Genomic DNA, 23,781 nt, shown 5'->3' with positions numbered 1-23,781 from the left:
CACTCGTCTCTAAATCCGTAAAAATCCACTCTTATTTTTGAGGTTAAACTGATTGGGAAACTCTTTAACTGTCAACAGCGAAGCGTTATTTATTAACTCATTCAAGTTGCTAATAACTCAGAATTTTGCCTATTTGTAGTGAGGTTCTCAGTCGTCTATAAAACAGTGAAGAAAAACGGCTACCCTGAGTGCAAACAGAATTTGAGAAGTATTTAAATGAAAACCCCGAAGTGTTGCGAGTCAAGAAGCAATATCAAAACTCAAAAATATGAGTTATTATAGGCGATCGAGAAACCCTTATATTTTTTTCTGGGGCTGTACAGTGCCTAATCGCATTCCTTTAATATCTCTGCTACTCGCACTCGGTTTGGGGGCAATGCCCGAGCCTGCTGTTGCACAGGCACTCCTGCCTTACACCCTGCAAATCGACTCGGCCCAACTCGAACAAACGGCCTTGAGCCTTGCAGAAGAAGCCGTCCAGCTAGCCAGACTCCAGCAGTACCAACTCGCCGTCCCCAGAGCCGAACTCGCCACACAGTTAGCCCCCAAAAATGCTCAAACTTGGACTTTGTTAGGCAGCTTGTACCTTCAAGTCGAGGAGTTTGACAAAGGTATTGAAGCTTTGGGGCAAGCTCAATCTCTGTCGCCAGAAAATCCCTCAATTAAATTTGTCTTGGGAGAAGCTCACTTTCGCAAAGCGAACTACGAGAAAGCAGCCGAATATTTGCAAGCAGGGTTAAAATTAAAACCCGACACTCCAGGTGCATTATTTGATTTAGGCAATGCTTTTTATAAGTTGAAGCGGTTCGATCAGGCGATCGCCCAATACGAAAAAGCCTTTGCTTTAGAAAAAAACCTGTGGCCGGCTATTAACAATATCGGATTAGTGAAATACGAAATGGGAGATGTTGATAGCGCCATTAAACGCTGGGAACAGGCGATCGCCATCGACGACAAAGCAGCCGAAGCAATGCTAGCTCTAGCAGTAGCACTCTACGGCAAAGGCGACAAAGCAAAAGGCTTAGCGATGGGAGAAGCAGCTCTGAAACTCGACAAACGCTATGCTACCGTAGAATATCTCAAAGAAAACCTCTGGGGCGATCGTTTAATCGCAGATACCCAAAAGTTGCTAGCCACTCCTGAAATGAAAGCAGCACTGGCTAAAATTCAAGACGCCCCACCCCCTACCCAAATGTCGCCTTAATTGTAGTTAAGTTGGTAGTGAGGACTGAAGTCCTCAAAGCCTTTTTTAACGGATAACCAACTATCTTATTCAGGACTAAGACCAAAAAATAGTTGAATGCGCTATGGGTAGGGGTAAGGTGCGCGCACAGCGCACCCTACAGATAGAGTTGCTGCGTAAGTTCTATTATTGCCACGAAGCAGTCGCTGTCTTCAATTCTCCAATCTAAAATCTAAAATCTAAAATCTAAAATCGCATGACCCCTCTAAGCTGGACAGAATTAGAAGCCCTCACAGACTTTCAAATCGATCGCGTCAACGGGCCAACCAACGCTCAATCCCGGTTGCGCCTGTTTGGCAAAACCGAATCCGATGTGCGAGTCACCCTGTACCGCGATAACCATGCTTGGTGTCCCTATTGCCAAAAAATCTGGTTGTGGTTAGAAGAAAAACAAATCCCCTATCGCATTGAGAAAGTTACTATGTTCTGCTATGGGGAAAAAGAAAGCTGGTACAAGCGCAAAGTGCCATCGGGAATGCTACCGGCGATCGAACTAGACGGCCGTATCATCACCGAAAGCGATGATATCTTAATCGCCCTCGAACGAGTCTATGGCCCCTTGGGTTTGGGCATGGAAAACCCCGCAGTAATACCCATGCGACGCTTAGAGCGACTGCTGTTTAGGGCCTGGTGCTCTTGGCTGTGCTACCCAGCAAGTTCAGTCAAAGTAGAACAACACAACCGCAACCAATTTATCAGCGTCGTCACCCAGGTAGAAGCAGCCTTGGCTAGCACTCCGGGGCCTTATTTCCTCGATGAATTTGGCACTGCGGATGTCATCTTTACGCCCTACGTCGAACGCATGAATGCCAGTCTTTACTACTACAAGGGCTACTCGATGCGGGAAGAAAACCCGCGCTTTGCTGACTGGTTTGCCGCGATGGAAACCCGCCCTACCTATCGCGGCACTCAGAGCGATTTTCACACCCACGTCCACGATTTACCGCCTCAGATGGGCGGGTGTTATGAAAACGGAGAACCTCAGATGCTACTCAACAAAGCCCGCGTGGATAATGGGCCTTGGGCTGGACTCCCGGATGTGATGTATCCAGAACCGGAAACCTCCCGCGCTGAAGCACTTCATCGCGTCATTAAGCACCACCGCAACATCGTTCGAGTCAATCCTGCTGATGACAATTTATTTGATGAGGCTTTGCGTTGTGCTTTAACTTTGATGATGACTGGCGAAGTTTCTACGCCGCCGGCTGGTTCTGATTCGGCTTTGCGGTATTTGCGCGATCGGGTGAATGTGCCCCGTGATATGTCCATCTACGCGGCCAAGCGATTGAGGGAAGCCTTGGAGGAAACGGCGGCTTTGGTGGGTGATGGCCAAGGTTCTCCGATTCTGCTGAAGCATCGGCGAGATCAAGATCCGGCTAATTTTGTGTAGGATTCTGGGTAGATCGGAATCAGACGGAATGGGCGTTGCTGCTGCTTTACTTCATCTGCTTGCTATCTGCTCGATCGTTGTGCGACCAATGGTATTAAAAGTGGCATAAATAATATGAAAGTATCTATCTCTTTGCCAGATGAGCTAGTGCGTTACATTGACAATCGTGTAGAAAATCGCAGTCGGCTAATTGAGATTTTATTGCAAGCGTGGCGCAAACAACAAGAACAGCAGGCAATGGTAGAAGCCTGTTTATTGCTGGATGAACTGAGCGATCAATTAACCGATGAGGATCGAGCATGGCAGCAAGCAGCGATTACCGACTGGGAAGCATCTGGCTCGTGAATTTCGATCCCTGAGTCGGTACAGAAATCCGCAAGAGTCGATCGGCGGTAATTATTTCAGGAACTACTCTTTAAGTCCAAAGGGGCAACAAACTTTTATAGGAAAAGTTAGGATTAGGCATGGTCAATAGCGAAACAACAAGCCCGACTGTAACATCCTCCGAAATAAATCTGCTCTCTCAGTTAGATGAGCTACGAAATGCTTGGGAGGAATTTTATCCTAAGCAAGCAGAGGGTGGTTTACTGGCTTTGAGCGGATTTGATTACCAATTCCTGTTGACCCTGCTGAAAATTGTTCGTCAATGGAAAGAAGCTTCAGAAGCCGAGCGCCAAGACCCAAATACAGCGCATAAAATTCTCGCAGAAGCCATTTCAGACATTACTGAATCAGGTAAATTTGTTACTCTGACACAAGTCAAACAAACTCTTTCAGACAGTGCTGTTAGTAAAGCGCTTGAAGAACTTTGGAAAATTTTCAATCTTGCTTCTGAACGTACACCAGAGTTGGTAGAACATTTACGGTTCATAATCTCTGGAAATAACGAGGAAATTAAAAACGATAGAAATACCGATGACGTTATTCATGGGTGGGGGACTAAATCAAAAGAAAAAGACTCTAAAAAACTTGCTAAATTTAAAGCTCGTGTCAGTTATGAGCTTGTTTCAGACCCAAGAACCGACTTAACGACTGAGTTAGAAAATCTTTCACGGGATGAGGATACAGAAACAACTATAGGACGATGGTTAGGCTATCTTCTTCAACTTGGTTCAGGCTTATCTCCTGAGCGTATAAGCGCTCTTATATGGCGGGAACTCATAAATGATCAAAGCTTGGAAGCGTTCCGAGCAACACAGGCAAGATTATTAAGCCAATCGCGCTATCGACTTCGTGCTGTTCGACATACACTCGGTGGCAGTCTATCTCTACCCAGAACAGATTTACTCTCACAGCTACAAGCCTCTGTACTCACGAAGCGGATAACCCTTCTCATCGGGTCATCGGGATCTGGAAAATCAGCACTTTGCAAGCTGGGTATGCAAACAAGGTTTCAAGATTATACGCGCTTATTTCTCCATCCCTCTGATATTATTTCCTTCACAGAAACCCCAGACTCCACATCTAGCCGAGATACAAGACGTATTGATGAACTCTTAACAGCTCAGGTAATTGAGAAGCCCATCATCATCATAGATGACCTGAGTGATGTCAATGATCAAAGCTTTGATTGTGTACTTAACCTTCTTCAAAATGCTTTGGCTAGCGAGACATCAACGGATGTACGTTTCGTTCTCGTGGCGCATCTAGATGCGGAACGCCGAGTTCGTGACAAAATTGATGCTCGACTTGGCGCAGAACTTTCTATTAATGTTGTTAAGTTACCACAACTACCTATTAACGATCTTCAGTCATCTCATACTTTACCAGCCGACGTTGCTAGTCTTGTTCAACGCGCTGATGAGTTTGGGCCTGCCTTGAACCTTAAGCTTCTTGACTGGCTGATTAGTAGCGTTCAGCAGGATGTTATCAATACTTCAGCCTTCCAAAATGACCTAGACCTGCTTGCTTGGTTCTGGCGCTCTCATGTAGGAAATGGACGTGATGACAGTCAAGAAGGTCGTGCGCTAATTGGCACAGCGCTTTCCTTAGCCAATAAATTTACTCCTGATCTGTCTCTCTATGACTCTGGGATTAATTCCCAAATTCTAGATACCTTGGTGCGGCGAGACTGTCTTCGAGTTGCAGAGGAAAAAGTAGCTGTCACACACCGTTTTGTAGGAGATTGTGCAAGGTTTCGCTACCTTCTGGGGAAACGTCGCGAACTAGATGTCCGTGAGCTTGCGACGACGTTGAGAAATCCTCTTTGGTCTCAGCCAGTGCGCTGGTTTGCTTTGTATCTTGCGATGGAATCAGAAGAGAGTGAAACATGGCAGGAATTGCTTCAAGAGGCAAAGGAAGGTAATCATTTACAGCTTATTGACTTACTTCTCGATGGCGCGATCTTGAGCAGACAGCCAAGTTCAGTTCTTCAAGGCTGTTCCGGCGAACACCTTCCTTTTTTCATCAAGCATCTCATCTCTCGTCTTCTAGCGATCGCAACTTTTCCCAATCCAGCCCTTGCAGGAATTTCTGAATCTACGTCTGCGGGAACAAGGCTGACCATACAAGAGCAGATAACAGGAATTCCAAAAGCAGATTTGTGGGAACCTGTATGGCGATGGCTTTTATCTCAAAATCCAGAGACTGTAATCGAGGAATCTTGTTTAGTTTTCAGAGCGGCTGAGGCTTGGCTGAACTGGGGAATATTTGCAGAAAAATTTTCTTTGCGGGTTGAGGTTGCAGAGTTTGTCCTTAACTTGCTGCAAAGAATATTGCTGCCCGATCCTGATCCACCCGATCCTGTACCAGAAGCGCGAGTAGACAGTTGGGAAGACCTAAACCAGATAATCGAGCTAAGACAGAAAGGAGTGTTACCCTTCCCTGTCCATAAAAAGCAATACTATTTACGTGATTTTTCATCAAATGCTTTTGCCTGTATAGTTTTTGCGCTCAAGATTATTCCAGAACGTTCAGCCTGGTTTTTGAAAGTTTTGGCAGGACGACAGATTACACCAGCAAATAGATTAGAAGCAACTGAAACCTCTCTTTCTCTAATTAGACCTGGTGTAGGTGTGCTTGAGCCTCCACATCCAAAAGGGCCATCAGGAAAAGTTAATAATAACTTTCGCAAATTCATGCTCAAGCAAGGAGGTCTATATCTCAATTATGTAGTTAGTGTTAATCCACAACTCGGTGCTGAATTACTTTTAGCTCTGACTATTTCACCGCCAGGTTATCATTATGAATTTGATAATGACCATGATAGGCTAATCAATTCTCTCGGAACAAAAGGCTCAGACGAGATTGATGTCTGTACATTCAAGTTTATTCCGCTCCTGTCTCTCTTACAAATTAATGAATTTGTTGCCATTGATGTTATTGCAACCCTTTGTAAGGTAGCCACAGATTACTGGCATGAGCATCGCTGGGCAAAGAACAAACTGGAGGGAAATCTTAAAACTGATACTGATGGCGTAACTTTGCTTATTGGCGAGAACAGAAAACACTTCAAAGGTGGTCGTCATGCTCTGTACTGGCATCGCAAGTATACTTGGTCACCAAATATTGTCGCTTGTTTCTTAATGACGCTGGAGGGATGGCTCTACAGTCGTCCGACTAAAGCAGCACTCGAACGTTCTATATCAATTATCTTTGAGCGTGCTGACACTGTTGCAATGCTTGGGGTACTCATTTCGCTGGCTAAATGCGATCCCAATCTTTTGAAAGGTTCCTTACTACCTCTACAGTCGTCATTACAACTTTGGGTATGGTTAGAGATTGAATTAATTGATCAGGGACAAGATTTTGCCTTCGATTCTTTGAAGGCATGGAACCGACTGTCACAGGAACAATATCAAGAGTTAGCTGAATTTCATCAGTTATCTCACAGGAAAATACCCCTTTTAGAGATAGCACTCCGAATGTGGCTAGAGGGAGACATTCCTTTTGATGCAACATCTCAGATTTTGGCAGACTGGGATAATCACCAACTTAATTTTATTCCAGCGGTCAGTCGGTATCGTGCATTAAAAATCCGAGCTTGGTTTGAGGGCAACAACTGGCTGTCGGAAAAGGATGAACATGGAACTAGAAGCTTTGGTTTCGTCGGTACTCTACCTGAAGATACTGAAGTTGAGGCTCAAGCCGAATCTGCCCTTTGGAATCTTCAGCATCTTCAAATCGTAATGATGTGCCGAAAAATTCTAGATGGTGAGTTGCAAAAGACACCGGAACTACATAGGGAGTTTGTTACTCTTCTGACCAGTGAAGAACCGCTTACTTTTATACAAGAACGCTTGGGTAAAAAAGCTTTGATCGATACAATTTGGGCAACCATTGCTGTTCTTCTAGAGTTTCCTATTGATAATCTCAACCCAGAACTGGAGAACTATCTCACTGATTATGCTAGTGATTTTTCTAATCTACCTATAAGTTTAGATGACGGCAGTCGTTGTCAGAATTATAATAGAGATGGTGAAGCTTTTATCGCTCATGCAGCCCCTAAATTACTGCGAAGATGCAAATCTGAAACCTTACTTCGATCATCTGCTTTCCGTTGCTTTATTGGTGTCCGCAATTGCAATACATCTGCTTTTATGAGTTCATGGATGAGAGAATATGGGCTTGTTCACCCTCTCACCCAAGAACTCATCAATATTGTACCCCGAATAGCCCGCCTCATTTCCCTGACTCATGCAGTATCCTATGCTAAGGTTATCCAAAATTTTGCTAACCCAGATGGGTCTTATCTAGTTCCGCGTCCGGAATTTATTGATGAAGAAATAAGCAAAGGAGAAGATCCTCAAATTGAAGAGGCATGGTCTAGTTTTCAAAATGAGTTTGAGGAGAAAAGCAATCTACTGATTTCTATAATTGATGCTTCTCAATGGATGCCAGAAATGCTGCTCCAACCTCTGCAACAACAACCTCGCTGGTTACACAATTACTTGGATTGGGATTTTTTAGCAGCAGCCTTGATTCCGGTGCTAGAAGCAAAGCCAGATAGCGAGAGAGAGCTGGATTTAATCAGTTTATTACGCGAACAAGTGCTTTTTGCTTTGTTTCACGAAAGGGCAACAGTTTATGTAGATAACAAAGCAGAGCAAGAAGAGGATGGAAATGATTCTGTAGAAACACAACTTTCTTCAGCTCAATCTCAAATAATAGATACAATAGTAAAATCCACTTCTACCGAAGTTGCTAGACGAATTAATGTAATTCTCCAGGTTCTCAAAAATGTTAACATAGTAGATTGTATTGTTTTAGGTCATGTTGTAGATGCTTTGAGTTACTGCATTGTTGAGGGCAATTCTTCGGATATAATTGACCACTCATTTAGAAAATACACAGCTTGTACAGTGGGAGAATATCTTTTTGACCTTAGAAACCAGGAGGAGTCAAATCTGCGATGCTTCGGTAGCGTCAGGGATATTTGGGAAAAATTGATTGACCTGCTGTGGCAATGGTCTCAGGAAAATCTTAAGTATGCAACTCAAGCAGATCAATGGCTTATGGAGTTTTTAGAGCGTTTTCAAGAAGTATTACTTCCTGATTGGTGGTTAAGAAGAAAATTGTACCGTGTTGGCAAATCAACGAATTATAGACTCTTCCGCCGTTTACTTTTCAAAAGGCTCATTCAAAACCCGGAAATCTTACCCATTAGCAGAAATGACGAAAGTGAACTTTTAGTTCAACTTCTTGCTGAACTCTGGGATTCAGATCCCAGTTGGATAATACATAGCCCACTTCGACGTAGTGGTCTGAGAACTTTGTTGGGGCAGTTACAGGAAATTGACGCGCTAGGAGCAAGAAGACTAGGGGATGAGATAGCTAATTCCTTAGCACATGGCTCTGATTGAACCAAGTATTGAATCCAGATTAGGTTGAAGAAAACGACAAGGTTAATTGTACTCAAGCAAAAGACGAGGTTTTAACGATCGCGCTACTCGATCGATTCATGAAAAAAGTTAGTCTTCAGATTTTATATTACTCCCAGTAATTTTCCCAATCATCCTTAAAAGCTTGCTGCAATCTCTGCATATACGCATCAGTCTTAATCTTCACCATCCACAGATTATTAGCATTGCGGCCTCCCTTGCACACAACACCTTCATCCACACCGTATTTCCCCTTGCGAAGATCGTCCATAAACTTGCCCGTCAGTTTGCCGCGATAAATCACTCGCGCAATATTTAATTTACCAAAATCCTGAATAAACCGATCGGGAACAACCATACCGGTCTCAGTTTCCACATCAAAAAGCACCAGTTGTTTGCGATCGTCCTTTTTGTGCTTTCCCGCAAACGAGTTAGCACCCAAAAACTCTGTAAATACAGTAATTTCAGGGCAGTGATACTGTTCGTTCTCTCGAAATATAGACTCTAAGGGACTAGCAAAGTCTCTTTTAAATATTTCCGGTGCTTCTTCTAAACCTGGATGTGCAGCATTAAATTCTGCAATTCCCATCTCATCCACATCAAATCTACTGCGGCGCGTACCAAAAGCATACCAACCAAGTTCAACTTCCCAAACCCAATGCAAATTAGTGCCATCGTACTTCTCAAAAGCTACACATTGTTCGTTAGGGCAATTTTTACTATCTGGAATTTTGGGATAGGCAAGTAGCATAAGTCGTGCGTTAGTGAAGCCCTCGAAGACGATCGCTCCGCAACAAAAGAGACTATTCTCAGTTTACGCCATAACCGACGAAAGCGTTTGCCATAAAACGATCGCGGTTTTTCCCGTAGCGAAATCCAGGAGGATTGCTATATATATCAAGGCGTAAAAAGTTAAGTTTAAAAGCTTAACTTTTTACTTACTGATATTCAACAACTAGCCTCGACGAACACACCGCTGCGAGCAAACTCCTCTTCTTCAGGAGTGAATACAGGAGGTTCATCCACAAGGTCAGGGTCAAAGTAGTATGTCTCTTGTAGGAATTGTCCGGTGACGATCGCCTCGTCCAACTCCTGGATGTAATCTTGGGCAACTAAGCATACCTCCTTGATGCCTTCCTCATCCCTCTTATCCAACAGCTTATGCAATATTGCTCTCACCCCTGTCAGTCGTGCTGCGGGCTTCAGGATACCGTAGAGGCGGTACATCCGATCGGTGGCAATGCTGATTTGTTTGAGGGCTTTGGCTTGTGCTAGCTCAGACTCAATGCTGGGCCAATAACGGGTTGTGTACAATGCTTCCTCATCCTTTTGATACCACTCCTCCGATCGCGCAATTGATGAGGAGACAGTGTTGTGCAACTTCCAGAAGAATAAGCGCAGAGAAGGGCCATCTACTACGGTGGACAGCTTTGCCTCCATTGATACCTCAAAGCTATTCAGACGCGGGTCGCGCCCCAGCACGAGGTACTCCACAGGGTAAATTTCCACCTCTTTATTCTGCACGACGTAGGCGTTGAGGTGGTGGCGGCAGTAGGGGCAGGGATACATACTCGCAAACAGGTTGAAGAAGTGCTTGAAGATGGCCACCAGAGTTTTTTGCTGTTCTGGGGTCTTGGTAGAGACTATCTCAGCCGTAGTGTGCAAGAAACGCCACACCGCAGGGCCAATATAGTAAGGGAAGCTGACCCGCATTTGTGAATTCTTTACTTCAGTGCGATCGATATACACATCGATGAACGCCACATATTGCGAGAGTTCCCCAGACTCGCGCCCAGACTCTAAGCGTTCGCGCCGTTTCTGTATGCCATTGAGGTAGTGGTGCGTCAAGCGCCATGCCTGTTGAAGCATCAGCTTCTGTTGAGGAGCGCATTTGGGAAAGTTTTCTGCAACATCCGCCCCATAGCGCCCAAATTCCCCTGACGTTTTAGTCGCTTCGTACCACTGGTTTAAAGCTGCTTCATCAGGCACCGTGTTGAAGGGAATGTCTGCTTCGGTAATGACGCTGAAGGCAGCCAGCAACTTCGGCATAAAGTCTTCATACCAATATGCTAGTGGCATCATCGCACCATCTATTTCCTCTGATGCCTCCGACAGGATGACGCGGTTCCACTTCTTCAGGTACTCCTTGGGATCTCCCTCGGATTTGGCTGGTGGCGCTGCCATGTTCTCACTCAGCTCCAGGTTTCGCAGTCGGTTGAGTTCGTTGATCGCAAGCACACCCTCGGCAATGTCACGCAAGTTGACACTATCCTTTTTGATGGTCATTGCCAACTCGACTGCCGCCCCAAACTTCTCCTTGGCGGTGGCAGACTTATCCCGCGCCTGCAACATGGCTTGTTCTTGGGCCAACATTTCAGGAGTTTTTTCTATCGTTTTCCAGTTCTTGATGCGATGCTCTAGTCGGGCATATTCATCTTCGACCGATTTAACTACAGCATCCAGTAGAGGGTTGCACGCCGGCTCTACTACACCCAATCCTTTATAAAGCGCGATCGTACTCCTGACAAATCGCACAAAATCAGCAATTTTGTATGGCAAGTCTCTCACGCACAGGTGAGTCTCGTGGTTGGCGCAGAAACTCTCGCGGAAGCTGCGGTAGGCTGCTCCCTGGATCAGACGAAACAAACCAATCTGCATCTCCAAGCGGGACGTACCGCGCTTCTTCTGGGCTTGTGGGTGTTGGGCGAGTAGTTCTTTTAGCCGCGCTATTTCTCGATTGCACTCGGTGGGTGGTTCTTGTAGATCTTCTAGATTAGGTTCAATAGTGGCAGAAGCTGTCTCGTTGACAGCAGTGGCTATACTTTCGAGCGCAGCGGCTGTACTATCTGAAATCTCGGTTGTTTGTGTACTGACAACCGGAATCGGCGAGTCTCGATCTGCTGTTGCGATCTCTGGCTCATCGGGTATTAGTGTGCAGAATTCCTCAAAGTCAATTAAGGCATTGCCGTCATGGTCTGCCTCTTCGATGATCTCATCGAGCTCTGGCTCTGTCAGCCCAAACGGGCTCATCACATCCTGCATCTCGTTTTTAGTGATTTGACCGCTACCGTTTTCATCAAATACACTAAATGACATTTTGAGACGACTCTGGCGATCGCCTTGCTGGGACACCATTAGCATTTTGAATTCCTCAAAATCGATACTGCCCGACAAGTCTACGTCCACTTCTTCGATCATGTCGCGCAGCTCGGTTTCATTAGGACTCTGGCCTAGCGATCGCATCACTTGACCGAGTTCTTCTGATGAAATAGCACCGCTCCCGTCCGCGTCCAATACTTTGAACACTTCCCATAACTTTGCCACCTCTTCTTCAGTCATGGTTTTTTTTTCAAACTCCACAGAGGTCATACTAAATTCTCCCAGATATTTTTATTTTATATCTATTAATTATGGCCAATATAAGTAGGTAATCACAAAAAAACAATAATATTTTGTAAGCTTTTGTAGGGGTTGGTTTAGCCTAGAATATATACTAAGAGAGATGTGATGAGTGCAAAAACCGCGCTACCCTGTAATGTTTATTTGAACCCACTTACTTTAATGCCTGATGAATTACGCAACTGTTACCAATGATACTATAACGCTGCATAGTTGCCAGGGTTATCGCAATGACTGGGCCTTTTAGTGGGTAAATTAAATAGTTAGAAATCCATCCGTATTTAAGTCAATCAAGAGTTTTTATTGTTGACAGTGGAAAGTTGACTGTGAGTCGATAAACTCAAAATTGCGCTGATATATCGAAGATACATATGATTGCGACTTGACTCAACTTTGTAATTCCGATGAAGCGCGAATTTGAGCTGAAGCGGTTAGAGTGCGATCTAGACTGAAGGGCGAGATCCTTTTGCATCAGGATTTGAGTTAAAAGTAGACGCAATATTCGGTCATAGTTGCGTTAAGTTAAATCATCTATGATAGCAATCCTAATTCATTTGTGAACAATTTGTATGCCCAGCACGCGATCGAGCCGAGGAGGGGGCTTTAACGATTTCCCCCCTTCCCCTTCTAGTTAAAAATCCCTCAGTTGAGCAGTTTGAACCGGAACTTCTTTAATCTGGGCACCGCGGCGCACCTTCAGTTGCAGAATTTGACCGATTTTGCTGTTTTCCACCAAATTTTGCAACTGTTCGGGTTCAGTCACTGCCTCGCCGTCAATTTGAACGATGACATCCCCCTTGCGAACCCCTGCTTCCTCAGCAGGCGTATTTGGCACAACTCGCATCACTAACACCCCTTGGACTTCCGGCACAATCAAAGGAGCATTGGGGTCAGAATTATTCTCTCTGGCCATTTCAGGAGTCAAAGCAATCATCTGAATCCCCAAAAACGGATGGCTGACTTGTTCTCCCTTGGCTAACTGCGCGTAGATAGCCTTAGCTTTGTCGATCGGAATCGCAAACCCAATACCCATTGCGTCGGCTCGAATCGCCGTGTTGATGCCAATCACTTCTCCTCTGCTGTTTAACAGCGGGCCGCCGGAATTGCCGGGATTGATGGCGGCGTCGGTTTGAATGAAATCGAGCCGCTTGTCGGGAATGCCGACGGCTGCACTGGAGCGTTTGAGGGTGCTGATAATGCCCAAGGTGACGGTGTTGTCAAATCCCAGGGGGTTGCCCACAGCGATCGCCCAATCTCCCACTTTCACCGCGTCGGAATCTCCCAAGGTGGCCGTCGGCAGGTTTAATTGCTTGGTATTAATTTTGACAACAGCCAAATCTGTTACTTCGTCAGTACCTTGGACTTCTCCTGGAAATGTCCTGCCGTCGTTTAAGGTGACAGTCACTCGATCGGCTTTGTCAACTACGTGAGCGTTGGTTAAAACAATCCCGCTTTTGTCAATGATGAAGCCGGAACCTTGACCCCGCAACCGTTCTTGTCTGGGGGTCAGGCTCCGCAAATCTTCTCCCAAAAATCTGCGGAAGAAGGGGTCTTCCATTAAGGGGTCGATGTTGCGACTGACAGTGCGCTCGGTATCAATGCGGACAACTGCCGGCCCGACTCGATCGACAGCCGCCGTCACAAAACTGGCCGTATCCGCCGGGAGTTCCCCGCCCCGCAGCGCTAACTGTTGCGGATTCGGGGGGGTGGCGGGGGAACTCTGGAACTGTAAGTTGGGCGGATTTGTGCCATCAGCGGCGGCAGCGGGTGCAGCATTGATACCCAGGGCACTCAGGGCGATCGTCATTGCTAAAATTAGGGCGAACCAACGAGCACCGATTCGAGGTGTGGGGCGAAAAAACTTAAATAGTCGCATAGCGTCAATCTTTGTTAGTCTGGGTTAGTCTGGTAAACGTGTGCGATCGTGCGGACTCAATAATCTGCCGCTATGAAGATCCTAAATATATTTTGACAGTTACAATACATGAGTCAGGAGCCCGCACCAACTCAACATATTCAGAATTCTAACTTTTAAAAATTCCCTCGTAACCCCAATGATTCTATCTGATACTTCTACTGACAAATCCTTGCCCTCAAATTCCCACCACCATCACGACGATAAATCAGTCCACCCTCACCATCACGATGAAGAATCGATGCGGCGGCTGGTAAATCGCTTGTCTCGGATTGAAGGGCACGTCCGCGGCATTAAAACAATGGTCCAAGAAAACCGTCCCTGTCCCGAAGTTCTCGTGCAAGTTGCTGCGGTTCGAGGCGCGCTCGATCGCGTAGCGAGAATCATTCTTGATGAACATTTAACTGAGTGTATTGGCAGAGCCGCTAAAGAAGGCAATATCGATACGGAAATCGAAGAGTTGAAAGCGGCTTTGGATCGGTTTTTGCCTTAGCCGCTGCCAATTTTTACCGAAAATTTGGGTTGAAGGCCCCGCACTAAAAACGAGAAATATGCCAAGGTGGCCCGAAGCGTGCAGGTAACACCCAAAAAAAAGGGAGGCGTGAGCGTTTCAATGCGATGAGTTATGGTCATTGGTAGAAAACAAAGACAACAAGCAGTGGGTTCCGTTGGCGCTTGATGCAGACAAAGAGTGAGACTGTTGGCGTTTACATTGGCGCACGGGATGAAGCAGCAGCCCGCAAATTGTGGGAATCGTTGCCTCCGGTCTATCGCCAATTTCTAGGCAGCGTATGGAGCCGTTCTACGCCCGCTGTCCGACAGCAAAACCAGCTACCGAAGAGCGATTCAACAATACATTGAGGCAACGGGTGTCTCGGCTAGTCCGAAAAACCTTGTCCTTTTTAAAATCGTTGGAGAATCACTTTGGTGCCATCTGGTATTTCATTCATCACTACAATCTATCATTACTTGTGTAGCACTACCAATACTTTGTGGAGGGTTTTAAGTGTTTAGAAAGCTACGAGTTATAATTGGCATAACGAGCTGTTCCTTTTCCAAAGGACATTAAGTTTTAAGCCTAATGTTGTTGGGAATATTTTATCGACTATAGCCATCCTAAATCATTTGTGAATTTCTTACTCCCTCCCCTTGATAAGGGGAGGGTTGGGGTGGGGTCAAAAATTTACGACTCATTTAAGATGGCTATATCTTCTATCAAAGTGTAACCTGTGCTCAACTTACTTCTTCAAGTATGGGGAGGATTATTTTATCTTCTCAACAAAGTTTTTTTCTCAAGGGCGGAACGCAGTAAAAACAGTCAAGGCAAGCAAAAATCGCGTTTTTGGGCCTGGGCATTCTATCTCATTGGTGTACCAGCATGGGTCATAGTCCTGGTATCGGGACGCAACTGGATAGCCGCAGCTATCGAAACTGGGGGCGCTCCAGCTATGCTGGTTGGGCTGATTAACGCGCGGAGGGGTCAAGGGCACGCACCCCTATGGCTTGACCATTTTGCAAAACTAGCCTTAGCAATCGGTCTGGGATTGAGCTTGTATGACTTCGGAGGCCTCACAAGTCTCAGTCAGGTGCTGGAACTAGGAATGGCTTCTGGATTCCTAATGGGAACTTATCTGCTTTCCAAAGACAAGCCTCATGGATATTTCTGGCTGATGCTAGGGAATATTACTTGCGCCGGTCTTATGGGTATTCAGGGTCATTGGCTGCTTCTAGCCGAACAAACAATCTCCCTTGGATTCGTGTTTGACGCTTATTGGGTACAGCGGAGAAGACTTAAAATCAGGTCTAATAATTGACCTACCTTTGAGCGCTTTTAATAACAGTAAGATTTGCCTCTGCTTGAGTTTCTATATCTCCCACAAAAAGTTTGCTAAAAAATGATGCAATAGTTGTGCATTTTTTTACCCAACAGATGAGAGCGATCGCAAACAACGATTTGTGCTTGATGTCTAACATCATTTCCAAATATTTTTTTAACGAAGAAACTGCTGAACCGATTGGAGCAGCAAAACAGTACCTCTGGACAAGAGGAATCCGCCTCGAAACAGGGAAAGCATGGGGAGAAGACCATCTCTACTCGTGACGATGCACCCTGAGATAGCAAGTGGACTTCGATGAAGCATGAATTAGAATCTCCACGCATTGACGGCTCCAGAGTATTTCAAATCCATATAACAAAACCTGCAAATTAGAGAAAACTTGCAAGTTATGATTTCTGGCTCCTTTTTTAAGCATCTTTCACAAACAGGAGAAAAGCGTCCAATCTTCTCGCCCTCACCCCAATCGCCGCAACATCTAATTTACAGCAGAGTGCAGGTTTATGAAGTAGACCCGCCTATCAATTAATCCCTGTAGAGACACGGCAGTGCCCCGTGTCTAAAGCTGCTTCATAAACCAGGGATACGCTGTATAGCAATCCTTGCAGGAGTCGTAAATTTTTGACCCCACCCCAACCCTCCCCTTATCAAGGGGAGGGAGTAAGAAATTCACAAATGATTTAGGCTGGCTATATAGCAATCCTAAATGATTTGTGTAATTCTTGTAGGGGCCAACCCCCCGTGGTTGCCCCGATGCAGGCTGGGGTAGGCACTCTTAGCACTACCCCTACATATTTTTACAACTGATTTAGGATTGCTATATATGCTTCGCAATTTATGAGAGCGAGTTTTGTTAAAAAAGAATTAATCAGGTTTTTCGTGACGAAGGAACTCCTCAAAAGCTTCAAAAGCTGACTGCAAACCATTAGATGACCAGTGATTAATCCCACATGGTATGAAATGTCTAGACTTTCGTCAGCTTGGCTTTTAGGTGGTATCTGACTGTTGCGTAAACCGCTTTATAGGAAGCTTCAATGCTGTATTCCTGCTGCAACCACTCTTGAATCTCTCCATAGCTTTTAAAGCCTTCCTGGGGGTTGCTGAGGCGCATTGCCAAACTAGCGCGGGCCAGAGGAGGAATGGCGGGCTTGCGGCCGCCGCTGTGCTTTGTTTCGAGGAGTCCTTCGAGTCCGTCAGAGCGGTACTTTCTCAGCCACCGCTGCACTGTAATTCGGTTAACCCCGATCGTCATTGCCAATTCTTTAACTGTCTTAACGTGACAAATTTTGAACAGGTAAAGTGCTTGAATTTTTTGAAAGCCGCTTGCTGTTTTTTGTTCCGTTAACAGGTTTTTTAGTTCTTCAGTTGTCTCTGTGATGCTAAGTTTACATACTCCAGCCATATCAATTACCTCACAATTCGCGTTCTACAGTACCTTTGTTTGACAATGGAGCAAAAGCTGCTCCTATCCTAAATGCTGACCTTTTGTTTGCCCTGAAGCAATACAAAAGCGTTCGTTCTCATTAAACTTTTTCCTTCCGGGAGGCACTCAGACGCTCAGAAACCGGATTATTTTAACCTGGAGCAAGGTTGCAACGATTTTTTTTAGTAAAAACCCGGTTTCTGGGTCAGTTTTGTATTTGATGGACAAGCGTCATTGCTAATACTGATAGCCGTTAACCGCTCGACTGTAACATGAGCGGCAATAGGTGACCCTTAAGGAATACCATTTATTCTCTTATTGTTAAACATCTATCATGGTTTTCCTGGTATTTAGTGGTATTTTTTGCGAACGTACGGGCGATTTTTAGTCATTAGGTGCTAGCAAACAGGCGAATGTACACCAGCGATCGCATTTTTATACAGACATTCCCCTAGTCCCCGAAGTGCATTTTTGGCTTTCGCTGTGCGAAAAATCCTTAGATATCAGCACTCTCATCGGTCAGAGCGGGTAGCGCCGAGTGACGTTGCCACCGACTTTCTTGCCGCGGGCAAGTATCTGTGAAACTACTGACTTTATTGCCAATTGAGTAAAACACGGCGAGGGTGGCATTGTCAATTTTCCAGCATTACAGTATAAGTATCGGCTATTTTTGCCCGCCTGCTGTGATCGAAAGGGGGGTTTCTATGTGATACTACTAACCTCGCTTTGTGATCTTGGTCACAGGCTTACTCAGTAAGCTCAACTAGCCACAAAAAGTTATGGGTTCGATCAGAGTTTCCACGTAGAATCTTGGGGATTTAGTTACGAAGTGCGAGCAAACTTGTTGTTAAAATTTTTAAATATTAATTTTTAACCAAAGGGAAAATAGAATGCAGCTTTGTCCTTCACCCTCACCAAACCCTCTAATTTATACTCAAACCTTGCAGATTGAGGGAAGTTTCAGGCTGGGTGTGAATATTTCAGAATCTAAAATAGCAGAACATCCGGTGCAACCAGCTTGCTGACAGTATTCTTCATTTAAAAGGTGTAGAGAAGCCACAATGAACGTTGACGAACTGCTCAAGCTATACGCAATAGGAGAAAGAAATTTTAGCGGGGTCTACCTGCACGAGGTCTACCTCTACGAAGCAGAATTGATTGGAGCCAATCTGTATGAAGCCGACCTGATTGGGGCCAATCTCAGCAAAGCCAAACTCAACAGAGTCAACTTTGGCAAAGCCAATTTGTGCAAAATTAATTTGAGGAGAGCAGACTTAGGTGGAGCCGACCTCACAGAAGCACTTTTAGTTGAAGCTAACCTGAATCGAGCTGAGTTGATGGGAGCGAACCTCAGCAAAGCAGACTTGAGCGGAGCGAACCTCATCCAAGCAACTTTAATTGGAGCCAACATATCTCGGGCCACACTCAGCCGTGCAGACTTGCACGGAGTAAATCTTTACGGGGTAAACTTGCGTAGGGCGGTGCTCACAGAATGCGATTTAATTGGCGCAAACTTGAGCAAAGTAGACCTTAGCGGAGCCGACTTAATGGGGGCGAGTCTAATTAGGGCAGACTTGACTGAAGCGATTTTAAGTGCGTCAGACTTAAGCGGAGCAAACCTGTTGGGAGCAAACCTTACAAAAGTTAACCTGAGCGGAGTATATCTTAAGGGTACAACGATGCCCGACGGCACGATTCACGACTAATTTATTTGTTAATTTTTATGGTTGCCGAGAACAGCGGCTAAAGGGTAATGAGTAATTCATTACCCTAATTTATTGGCAGCGAAATCTTTATTTGACACTAAGGTAAGGCGGATAACTTCAATTTAGGGTGCTGATGGCGCCCAGAACTCCTACATACGGCAAGTCAAAAAGATTTGTTGGGTGAACTTGTGTTATGGTGATTTTCAATTGCTTCGATAAAAGCTATTTTAGATTTAATATTTTGGATTTTGGACGGTTAAAATGAAACTCAGAATCCTCGCTGCGGCAACGCTGCTGAGCGCGATCGCCCCGATCGCTCCTGCACCCGCCGAGAACATCCAACACACGCAACAATTACTAGCCACCCGACAGTGCCCCAACTGCGACCTCAGCAGTGCGGGCTTGGTTTTAGCCAATTTAACAGGAGCCAATCTCAAAGGTGCTGACTTGAGGTTGGCTAACCTCAGTCGAGCCAACCTCACCGGGGCTGACCTCAGCGGTGCCAACCTCAGCGGCACCAGCCTGTTTGGCGTCAACCTGACAGGGGCGAACCTCACCGGTGCCAACCTCAGCGGTGCTGACTTGAGAAGTGCCTATCTCACGGACGCCAATTTGCTCAACGCCAATTTAACTAACGCGCAACTGCTCGGAGTTAGAGGAATGCCAACCAATATCGGCACCGCTGAAGACTTCTACCGGTTGGGAGTGCTGGAAGCTCAAGCAGGAAACTACAGAAACGCCATTGATTATTACAATCAAGCGCTGAATCTGAAATCGGATTTAGCAGCCGTTTATTTTGCGCGCAGTATGTCTCGCGCTGACTTGGGAGACTTCGCCGGCGCGACTCAAGACGCCGATCAAGCAAACAAACTCTTTGCAGCTCAAGGAAATCCCCAAGGTCAGGATTTGTCAAAGCAGTTAGCCGAAGCCATTGTTGCACGTCAAAAGCCTACGGAACCCCGCACGGGCGGCGGTGGCAACTTTATGAGTCTTCTGGGCTCGATCGGTTCTGTGCTGGTGAAGCTAATCTTGCCTTGACGGTTACCTAATTCAGGGGAATCTCGATCCAGAACTCTGTACCATGACCGGGTACAGAAACACACTTAAGTACGCCTTGGTGTTTCTCAACTACAATTTGGTAACTGATAGACAGTCCTAAACCCGTGCCCCGACCTACGGGTTTAGTAGTAAAAAACGGATTAAATATGTGAGAGATTAACTCTTGGGGGATGCCGTGACCATTGTCGGCAATGCAAATTCCTACCGTTTTTTCATCGATTAATTCAGTGCGAATCCGAATGCAAGGAGATGGGAAATCAGGAATCAAACACTCGGTGGTGGCATTTATATCTCCTGACTCGATAGGCAGTATTTGGGAGCTTAAATGTGTCGCCCCTGCACTTGCAGCTTTAAAGGGAAGATTCATAACTCGCTCTTTTTTTCCCATTTCTAGGGCGTCAAGGGCATTACCGATCAGATTCATAAATACCTGATTGAGCGAGCTGGCATAGCATTCTACTAAGGGCAAATTGCCGTATTCTTTAATGATTTCTACGGTGTTGCGATCGGAATTGGCTTTGATCCGGTGCTGCAAAATCAACAGGGTACTGTCGATGCCTTCGTGAATGTCAACGGCTTTTTTCTCGGCTTGATCGCTCCTGGAAAAATTACGCAAAGATACAACTAACTGGCGGATGCGCTCAACTCCGACTGTCATGGAACCCAAAATTTTTGGCAAATCTTCGGCAAGAAATTCGATGTCGATTGCTTCGGAGCACTCGCTAATTTCTGGGTTGGGATTGGGGTAGTGCTGGCGGTAGAGTTCCACCAAGCAGAGCAAATCTTTGGTGTATTCGCTCGCGTGGGACAGATTGCCGTAGATAAAGTTAACGGGGTTATTGATTTCGTGGGCGACTCCGGCCAGGAGTTGTCCGAGACTGGACATTTTTTCGGTTTGAATCAGTTGGGCTTGGGTATTGTGCAGTTCTGTGACTGTTTTAGCTAGCTGTTCGGCTTTTAATCGCTCGGCAGTTGCTGCATTGAGACTTTCTTGATAAAGTTCTGCTTGGTGAATGGCGATCGCAGCTTGAGCCGCTAAATGTTGCACCAATTCCTGTTCTGCTGTTTGCCACACTCTCGGCCCCGAACACTCATGGGCAATCAACAACCCCCACAATTGGGAATCTTTGCCTCTCATGGGTACAATTAAACTTCCTCTCACCTGCAACTCTTCCAAAAATTCGCGGTGACAGGGTGTTAAATCCTCAGTATAAATATCATTAATTACTCGCACCCCTCCGGCTCGATAAAAGCACTCTGAGCCTTCGGGAAAGCATCCTTGTGGAGATGTGATACCCAAAATTGACCGCCACTGGCCGCAAACAGCTTCGACAACTACCTCGCCCTGTTTGTCTGCTGCAAATTGGTAGATTACCGTGCGATCGGTATCCAACAAAACTCTGACTTCTCGCACAATAGTTTGCAGTATGATTTTTAAATCTAAGGTGCTGCGAATCTGGTCTCTAACTCGCGTCAATACTTTGGCAAAGTCCAAGGATTGTTGCAATTGGGCGGTGCGTTCTTGAACTTGGCGCTCCAAGTTGGCATTCAGGGTTTGCACTTCTTTATAAAGAACGTACTGCCCAATTGCCGAACAAAATTGGCTGCCTATAGCTAAAGCTTGCTCGATTTCCTCGTACTTCCACTCGGGCGACTGACCTTTTTTTATTTCTCGCCAGAGTTCAAAGGATTGTCTGGGAAGGGTTTGTGCAGCGTTGCTGTCAAAGCGCCCCGCCCACATTTTTTCGGTATCTATTGCATTGCGAAAAATGGTCAAACAGCCGACTACTTGTTGTTTGTAGTGGAGAGGAATTACCAGCAAACCCCGAATTTTAGTAGATTGGAAAGCGGGAGCTAAAACTCTAAATAGAGGTTCTTTGTATAAGTCGGTAATTATCAAAACTGGGAATTGAGAATTAGTAAAAGTTGAAAATTTGGGAATTTCTTCGGTATTTTTGAATCCTTTGGTTAGCCATTCCTGCCAGAGGGGATGAGCTTCGATAGCCTTAACTTTTTCCCAGTTGGGAAGTGTCGGTTGTTCTCCTGTGGTGAACAGTTCAAAGGTAGCATCGCGGTGGGCCGGGGCAATTGCCAATTCTCCTTCAATCTTGGGACTGGATAACTTTTCACCGTTGATTTTCGGCTGGTTGAGATAGAGTCTGCCACCGCTGCCGCCCAAAGCGGTGACGGTGGCTTCTAAACCCTGTTGCAGTTGAATGTTGACGTGACCGTACAACAGCGCTGCTATGCGGCTCACGGTAGCTTCGCGGGCGGCTTGAGAGCGGGTTTGCTGGAGGAGAAGCGCGTGGGCTATAGCGCTAGACAATTGATCTGATACGAGCTGAACTACTTCTAAATCTGCTGGGGAAATATTGAGGGGCGCAGAGTGGTGAGACACTAAAAGTCCCCACAGTTCGATGTGAATTTTTTGATTATTTCCTGGCTCGTATCGAGTCAGACACGTGGCCGCCTCGCAGATATCTGTTTTGCTGTTTGGCGACGCGATCCTGCGATGCAAAATCGGCACGACTAAGGAAAATTGCACTCCCATTGCCATCAGGTAAGCGGTGTGGCAAGGATCGAGCGCTCGGTAGTGCATCTCCTCCTTTACTAAAGGTTGACCGGTGTCTGCTGCATCGAGGGGACTTAGGACGATCGTCCCTGAGTTAACATCTATTATTGTCCGCTGGCGCAAAGCGACATACATCTCCCTGGCGCTCGCGGGAATGTCGTCTGCTGGGAAATGCAGTCCTTTCAAGGAAGGGAGACAGTTGTTATTAATTGACTCAGCAACAACTTCTCCACTTCCGTCGGCACTAAACCTGTAAATCATAATGCGATCTGTTTTCAAAAAAGACCGCACTTCTGCTACCGTACTGGTTAAAATATCTTCTAATTCTAGAGATTGGCGGATACGTTCAGTTATCCGCCGTATCAAAACTTCTCTGTCTAGTTTATAATGTAATTCTTCCGTATTTTCTGTGAGTTGCATAAATCTCCTTTTGTACTTATACAATAATAAGAAGTTTTGATGTGCTGTTGGAACATTCAAACTCAAATATATTACCCGGAATTTTTGAGTAAACCGATCTGTACAATTAATCGGTCGCGCACTTGTGAGAGACGACGGTGTATCGCCTAGGGTGAGCTGGGGTAAGTAAAATCTGAGATCGCGCCAGTTTAATCCTTGCCTTCAACAGGCAGAGCGACTTAAGGAAATAATTATTATTATTTTAATGCTCTTATAAATTTCTCGCAATCTTAAACTCTCACTATGAGAATTCTTCATTGTTAGGATAACTTGACATTTGTTGTATAACTTCATATAATGATAATTAACGAAAGAATTTGAGTTTCGATCAGCCCGCAAGGCGCTGACTAATTTCTTGGCGCACGCTCATCAGAATTTTACCCAAATGATTTTGACCGGTTCGGTCGCAGCCACAGCCCCAGTAATAATCCGTTGGCGAATCCTCGACAATCACTCGATCCCCTGTGGCGAGTAGAATCGCTTGAATGTCTGTATGAGCGAGAAACTTAGTTAAAACTGCTTCGCGCATAATAGGAATTTTCACGGCTTCCCAATCAGCGCGAATCCGGTGGTTGGGATCGCGACCTAATTTAGCGGCTTCTTGAGGAGTTGCTACGGCTTGAATCGCCGCCACTAATCTTTTATCAGTGCTGACAAATTTTTGGGCTTGATAGTAATGTTCCACAGTCAACCAATATTGACCGTGCATACAAATGTCGTGTGGTGAAAAATTAGAAAAGCAGCCGTAAGGCTCCTCTACTTTATAAAAATAAATTATCATTAGATTTGAAATTATATATTTTACAGGATTTAGGTAGAATTTGACATCCACCCCGGCGTGAACGCACGGGGATTCCATCTATTCAAGCAAATCAAAAATTGATAATTGCTTAAATTCTGGTGGGTTAGCGCTTCTTTGGGTGCTGCTATCCTGGGATAGTCTTATGCTTCCTCCACGCCC

At 45.5% G+C, this 23,781-nt stretch carries 16 protein-coding genes; 10 read left to right on the top strand and 6 right to left on the bottom strand.

The features are described from left to right. Positions 1-322 precede the first annotated feature (322 nt). From QUB14_RS08310 to QUB14_RS08295, 4 genes are all read left to right on the top strand, one after another. The gene (locus tag QUB14_RS08310) at positions 323-1,204 is read left to right on the top strand and encodes a tetratricopeptide repeat protein (protein ID WP_445251822.1); all 882 of its coding nucleotides are present in this window, start codon (positions 323-325) and stop codon (positions 1,202-1,204) included. A gap of 235 nt (positions 1,205-1,439) precedes the next feature. Continuing rightward, positions 1,440-2,633 carry a glutathione S-transferase family protein gene (locus tag QUB14_RS08305; protein WP_333216209.1) on the top strand — a complete coding sequence of 398 codons (1,194 nt, stop codon included), beginning with the start codon at positions 1,440-1,442 and terminating at the stop codon, positions 2,631-2,633. A 114-nt stretch (positions 2,634-2,747) separates the two neighbouring features. After that, positions 2,748-2,978 (top strand): hypothetical protein, encoded by a 231-nt coding sequence (locus tag QUB14_RS08300; RefSeq protein ID WP_333105692.1) that lies wholly within the window; start codon positions 2,748-2,750, stop codon positions 2,976-2,978. Positions 2,979-3,097: 119 nt separating this feature from the next. After that, positions 3,098-8,434 carry a hypothetical protein gene (locus QUB14_RS08295; protein WP_333216211.1) on the top strand — a complete coding sequence of 1,779 codons (5,337 nt, stop codon included), beginning with the start codon at positions 3,098-3,100 and terminating at the stop codon, positions 8,432-8,434. Between the two features lie 127 nt (positions 8,435-8,561). Here QUB14_RS08295 and QUB14_RS08290 read toward each other — a convergent pair whose 3' ends face one another. From QUB14_RS08290 to QUB14_RS08280, 3 genes are all read right to left on the bottom strand, one after another. Continuing rightward, positions 8,562-9,203 (bottom strand): RNA ligase family protein, encoded by a 642-nt coding sequence (locus tag QUB14_RS08290; RefSeq protein WP_333216213.1) that lies wholly within the window; start codon positions 9,201-9,203, stop codon positions 8,562-8,564. A 197-nt stretch (positions 9,204-9,400) separates the two neighbouring features. After that, positions 9,401-11,791, bottom strand: coding sequence for an EF-hand domain-containing protein (locus tag QUB14_RS08285; RefSeq protein WP_333216215.1), 2,391 nt, complete (start codon positions 11,789-11,791; stop codon positions 9,401-9,403). Positions 11,792-12,482: 691 nt separating this feature from the next. Beyond that, positions 12,483-13,727 (bottom strand): HhoA/HhoB/HtrA family serine endopeptidase, encoded by a 1,245-nt coding sequence (locus tag QUB14_RS08280; protein WP_333216217.1) that lies wholly within the window; start codon positions 13,725-13,727, stop codon positions 12,483-12,485. Between the two features lie 178 nt (positions 13,728-13,905). Between QUB14_RS08280 and QUB14_RS08275 the strand changes: the two genes are divergently transcribed. The 4 genes from QUB14_RS08275 to QUB14_RS08260 all read left to right on the top strand — a co-directional run bounded on the left by QUB14_RS08275 (position 13,906) and on the right by QUB14_RS08260 (position 15,867). Then, positions 13,906-14,259: a metal-sensitive transcriptional regulator gene (locus tag QUB14_RS08275; RefSeq protein ID WP_190659600.1), complete on the top strand. Its 354-nt coding sequence runs from the start codon at positions 13,906-13,908 to the stop codon at positions 14,257-14,259. 298 nt (positions 14,260-14,557) lie between these two features. Further along, a complete protein-coding gene (locus tag QUB14_RS08270) occupies positions 14,558-14,743 on the top strand; it encodes an IS1 family transposase (protein WP_445251824.1) in 186 nt (61 codons plus the stop codon). A 252-nt stretch (positions 14,744-14,995) separates the two neighbouring features. After that, a complete protein-coding gene (locus QUB14_RS08265) occupies positions 14,996-15,580 on the top strand; it encodes a hypothetical protein (protein ID WP_333216220.1) in 585 nt (194 codons plus the stop codon). Positions 15,581-15,651: 71 nt separating this feature from the next. Beyond that, entirely contained in the window at positions 15,652-15,867 is a 216-nt protein-coding gene (locus QUB14_RS08260) for a hypothetical protein (RefSeq protein ID WP_333216222.1), read from the top strand. Between the two features lie 698 nt (positions 15,868-16,565). On the opposite strand, the gene QUB14_RS08255 is transcribed toward QUB14_RS08260, so the two are convergent. Then, the gene (locus QUB14_RS08255) at positions 16,566-17,003 is read right to left on the bottom strand and encodes a helix-turn-helix domain-containing protein (RefSeq protein ID WP_333216224.1); all 438 of its coding nucleotides are present in this window, start codon (positions 17,001-17,003) and stop codon (positions 16,566-16,568) included. A 1,082-nt stretch (positions 17,004-18,085) separates the two neighbouring features. Between QUB14_RS08255 and QUB14_RS08250 the strand changes: the two genes are divergently transcribed. Both QUB14_RS08250 and QUB14_RS08245 read left to right on the top strand, forming a co-directional pair. Further along, on the top strand, positions 18,086-18,730 hold the full coding sequence (locus QUB14_RS08250) for a pentapeptide repeat-containing protein (protein ID WP_190655462.1): 645 nt from the start codon (positions 18,086-18,088) through the stop codon (positions 18,728-18,730). A gap of 261 nt (positions 18,731-18,991) precedes the next feature. Further along, positions 18,992-19,768, top strand: coding sequence for a pentapeptide repeat-containing protein (locus tag QUB14_RS08245; RefSeq protein WP_333216227.1), 777 nt, complete (start codon positions 18,992-18,994; stop codon positions 19,766-19,768). 7 nt (positions 19,769-19,775) lie between these two features. Here the strand turns inward: QUB14_RS08245 and QUB14_RS08240 are convergent, their stop codons facing one another. Together QUB14_RS08240 and QUB14_RS08235 are read right to left on the bottom strand one after the other, a co-directional pair. After that, positions 19,776-22,781, bottom strand: coding sequence for a GAF domain-containing protein (locus QUB14_RS08240; RefSeq protein WP_333216229.1), 3,006 nt, complete (start codon positions 22,779-22,781; stop codon positions 19,776-19,778). A 367-nt stretch (positions 22,782-23,148) separates the two neighbouring features. After that, positions 23,149-23,601, bottom strand: coding sequence for an NADAR family protein (locus QUB14_RS08235; RefSeq protein WP_190661306.1), 453 nt, complete (start codon positions 23,599-23,601; stop codon positions 23,149-23,151). Positions 23,602-23,781 lie beyond the last annotated feature (180 nt).

Origin of the sequence: Microcoleus sp. B3-D2 (assembly GCF_036705345.1) — a bacterium.
In the GTDB taxonomy this organism is placed as follows: Bacteria; Cyanobacteriota; Cyanobacteriia; order Cyanobacteriales; family Microcoleaceae; genus Microcoleus.
Note: the sequence above shows the minus strand (reverse complement) of the source record. Positions and strands in the feature narration are given on the sequence as shown.

Bases quoted from the DNA above. Each gene is read 5' to 3' on its own strand.
- QUB14_RS08275 (WP_190659600.1), top strand. From the start codon at position 13,906: ATGATTCTATCTGATACTTCTACTGACAAATCCTTGCCCTCAAATTCC.
- QUB14_RS08290 (WP_333216213.1), bottom strand. From the start codon at position 9,203: ATGCTACTTGCCTATCCCAAAATTCCAGATAGTAAAAATTGCCCTAAC.
- QUB14_RS08285 (WP_333216215.1), bottom strand. From the start codon at position 11,791: ATGACTGAAGAAGAGGTGGCAAAGTTATGGGAAGTGTTCAAAGTATTG.
- QUB14_RS08245 (WP_333216227.1), top strand. From the start codon at position 18,992: ATGAAACTCAGAATCCTCGCTGCGGCAACGCTGCTGAGCGCGATCGCC.
- QUB14_RS08235 (WP_190661306.1), bottom strand. From the start codon at position 23,601: ATGATAATTTATTTTTATAAAGTAGAGGAGCCTTACGGCTGCTTTTCT.
- QUB14_RS08305 (WP_333216209.1), top strand. From the start codon at position 1,440: ATGACCCCTCTAAGCTGGACAGAATTAGAAGCCCTCACAGACTTTCAA.
- QUB14_RS08280 (WP_333216217.1), bottom strand. From the start codon at position 13,727: ATGCGACTATTTAAGTTTTTTCGCCCCACACCTCGAATCGGTGCTCGT.
- QUB14_RS08250 (WP_190655462.1), top strand. From the start codon at position 18,086: ATGAACGTTGACGAACTGCTCAAGCTATACGCAATAGGAGAAAGAAAT.
- QUB14_RS08295 (WP_333216211.1), top strand. From the start codon at position 3,098: ATGGTCAATAGCGAAACAACAAGCCCGACTGTAACATCCTCCGAAATA.
- QUB14_RS08240 (WP_333216229.1), bottom strand. From the start codon at position 22,781: ATGCAACTCACAGAAAATACGGAAGAATTACATTATAAACTAGACAGA.
- QUB14_RS08300 (WP_333105692.1), top strand. From the start codon at position 2,748: ATGAAAGTATCTATCTCTTTGCCAGATGAGCTAGTGCGTTACATTGAC.
- QUB14_RS08255 (WP_333216224.1), bottom strand. From the start codon at position 17,003: ATGGCTGGAGTATGTAAACTTAGCATCACAGAGACAACTGAAGAACTA.
- QUB14_RS08270 (WP_445251824.1), top strand. From the start codon at position 14,558: ATGGAGCCGTTCTACGCCCGCTGTCCGACAGCAAAACCAGCTACCGAA.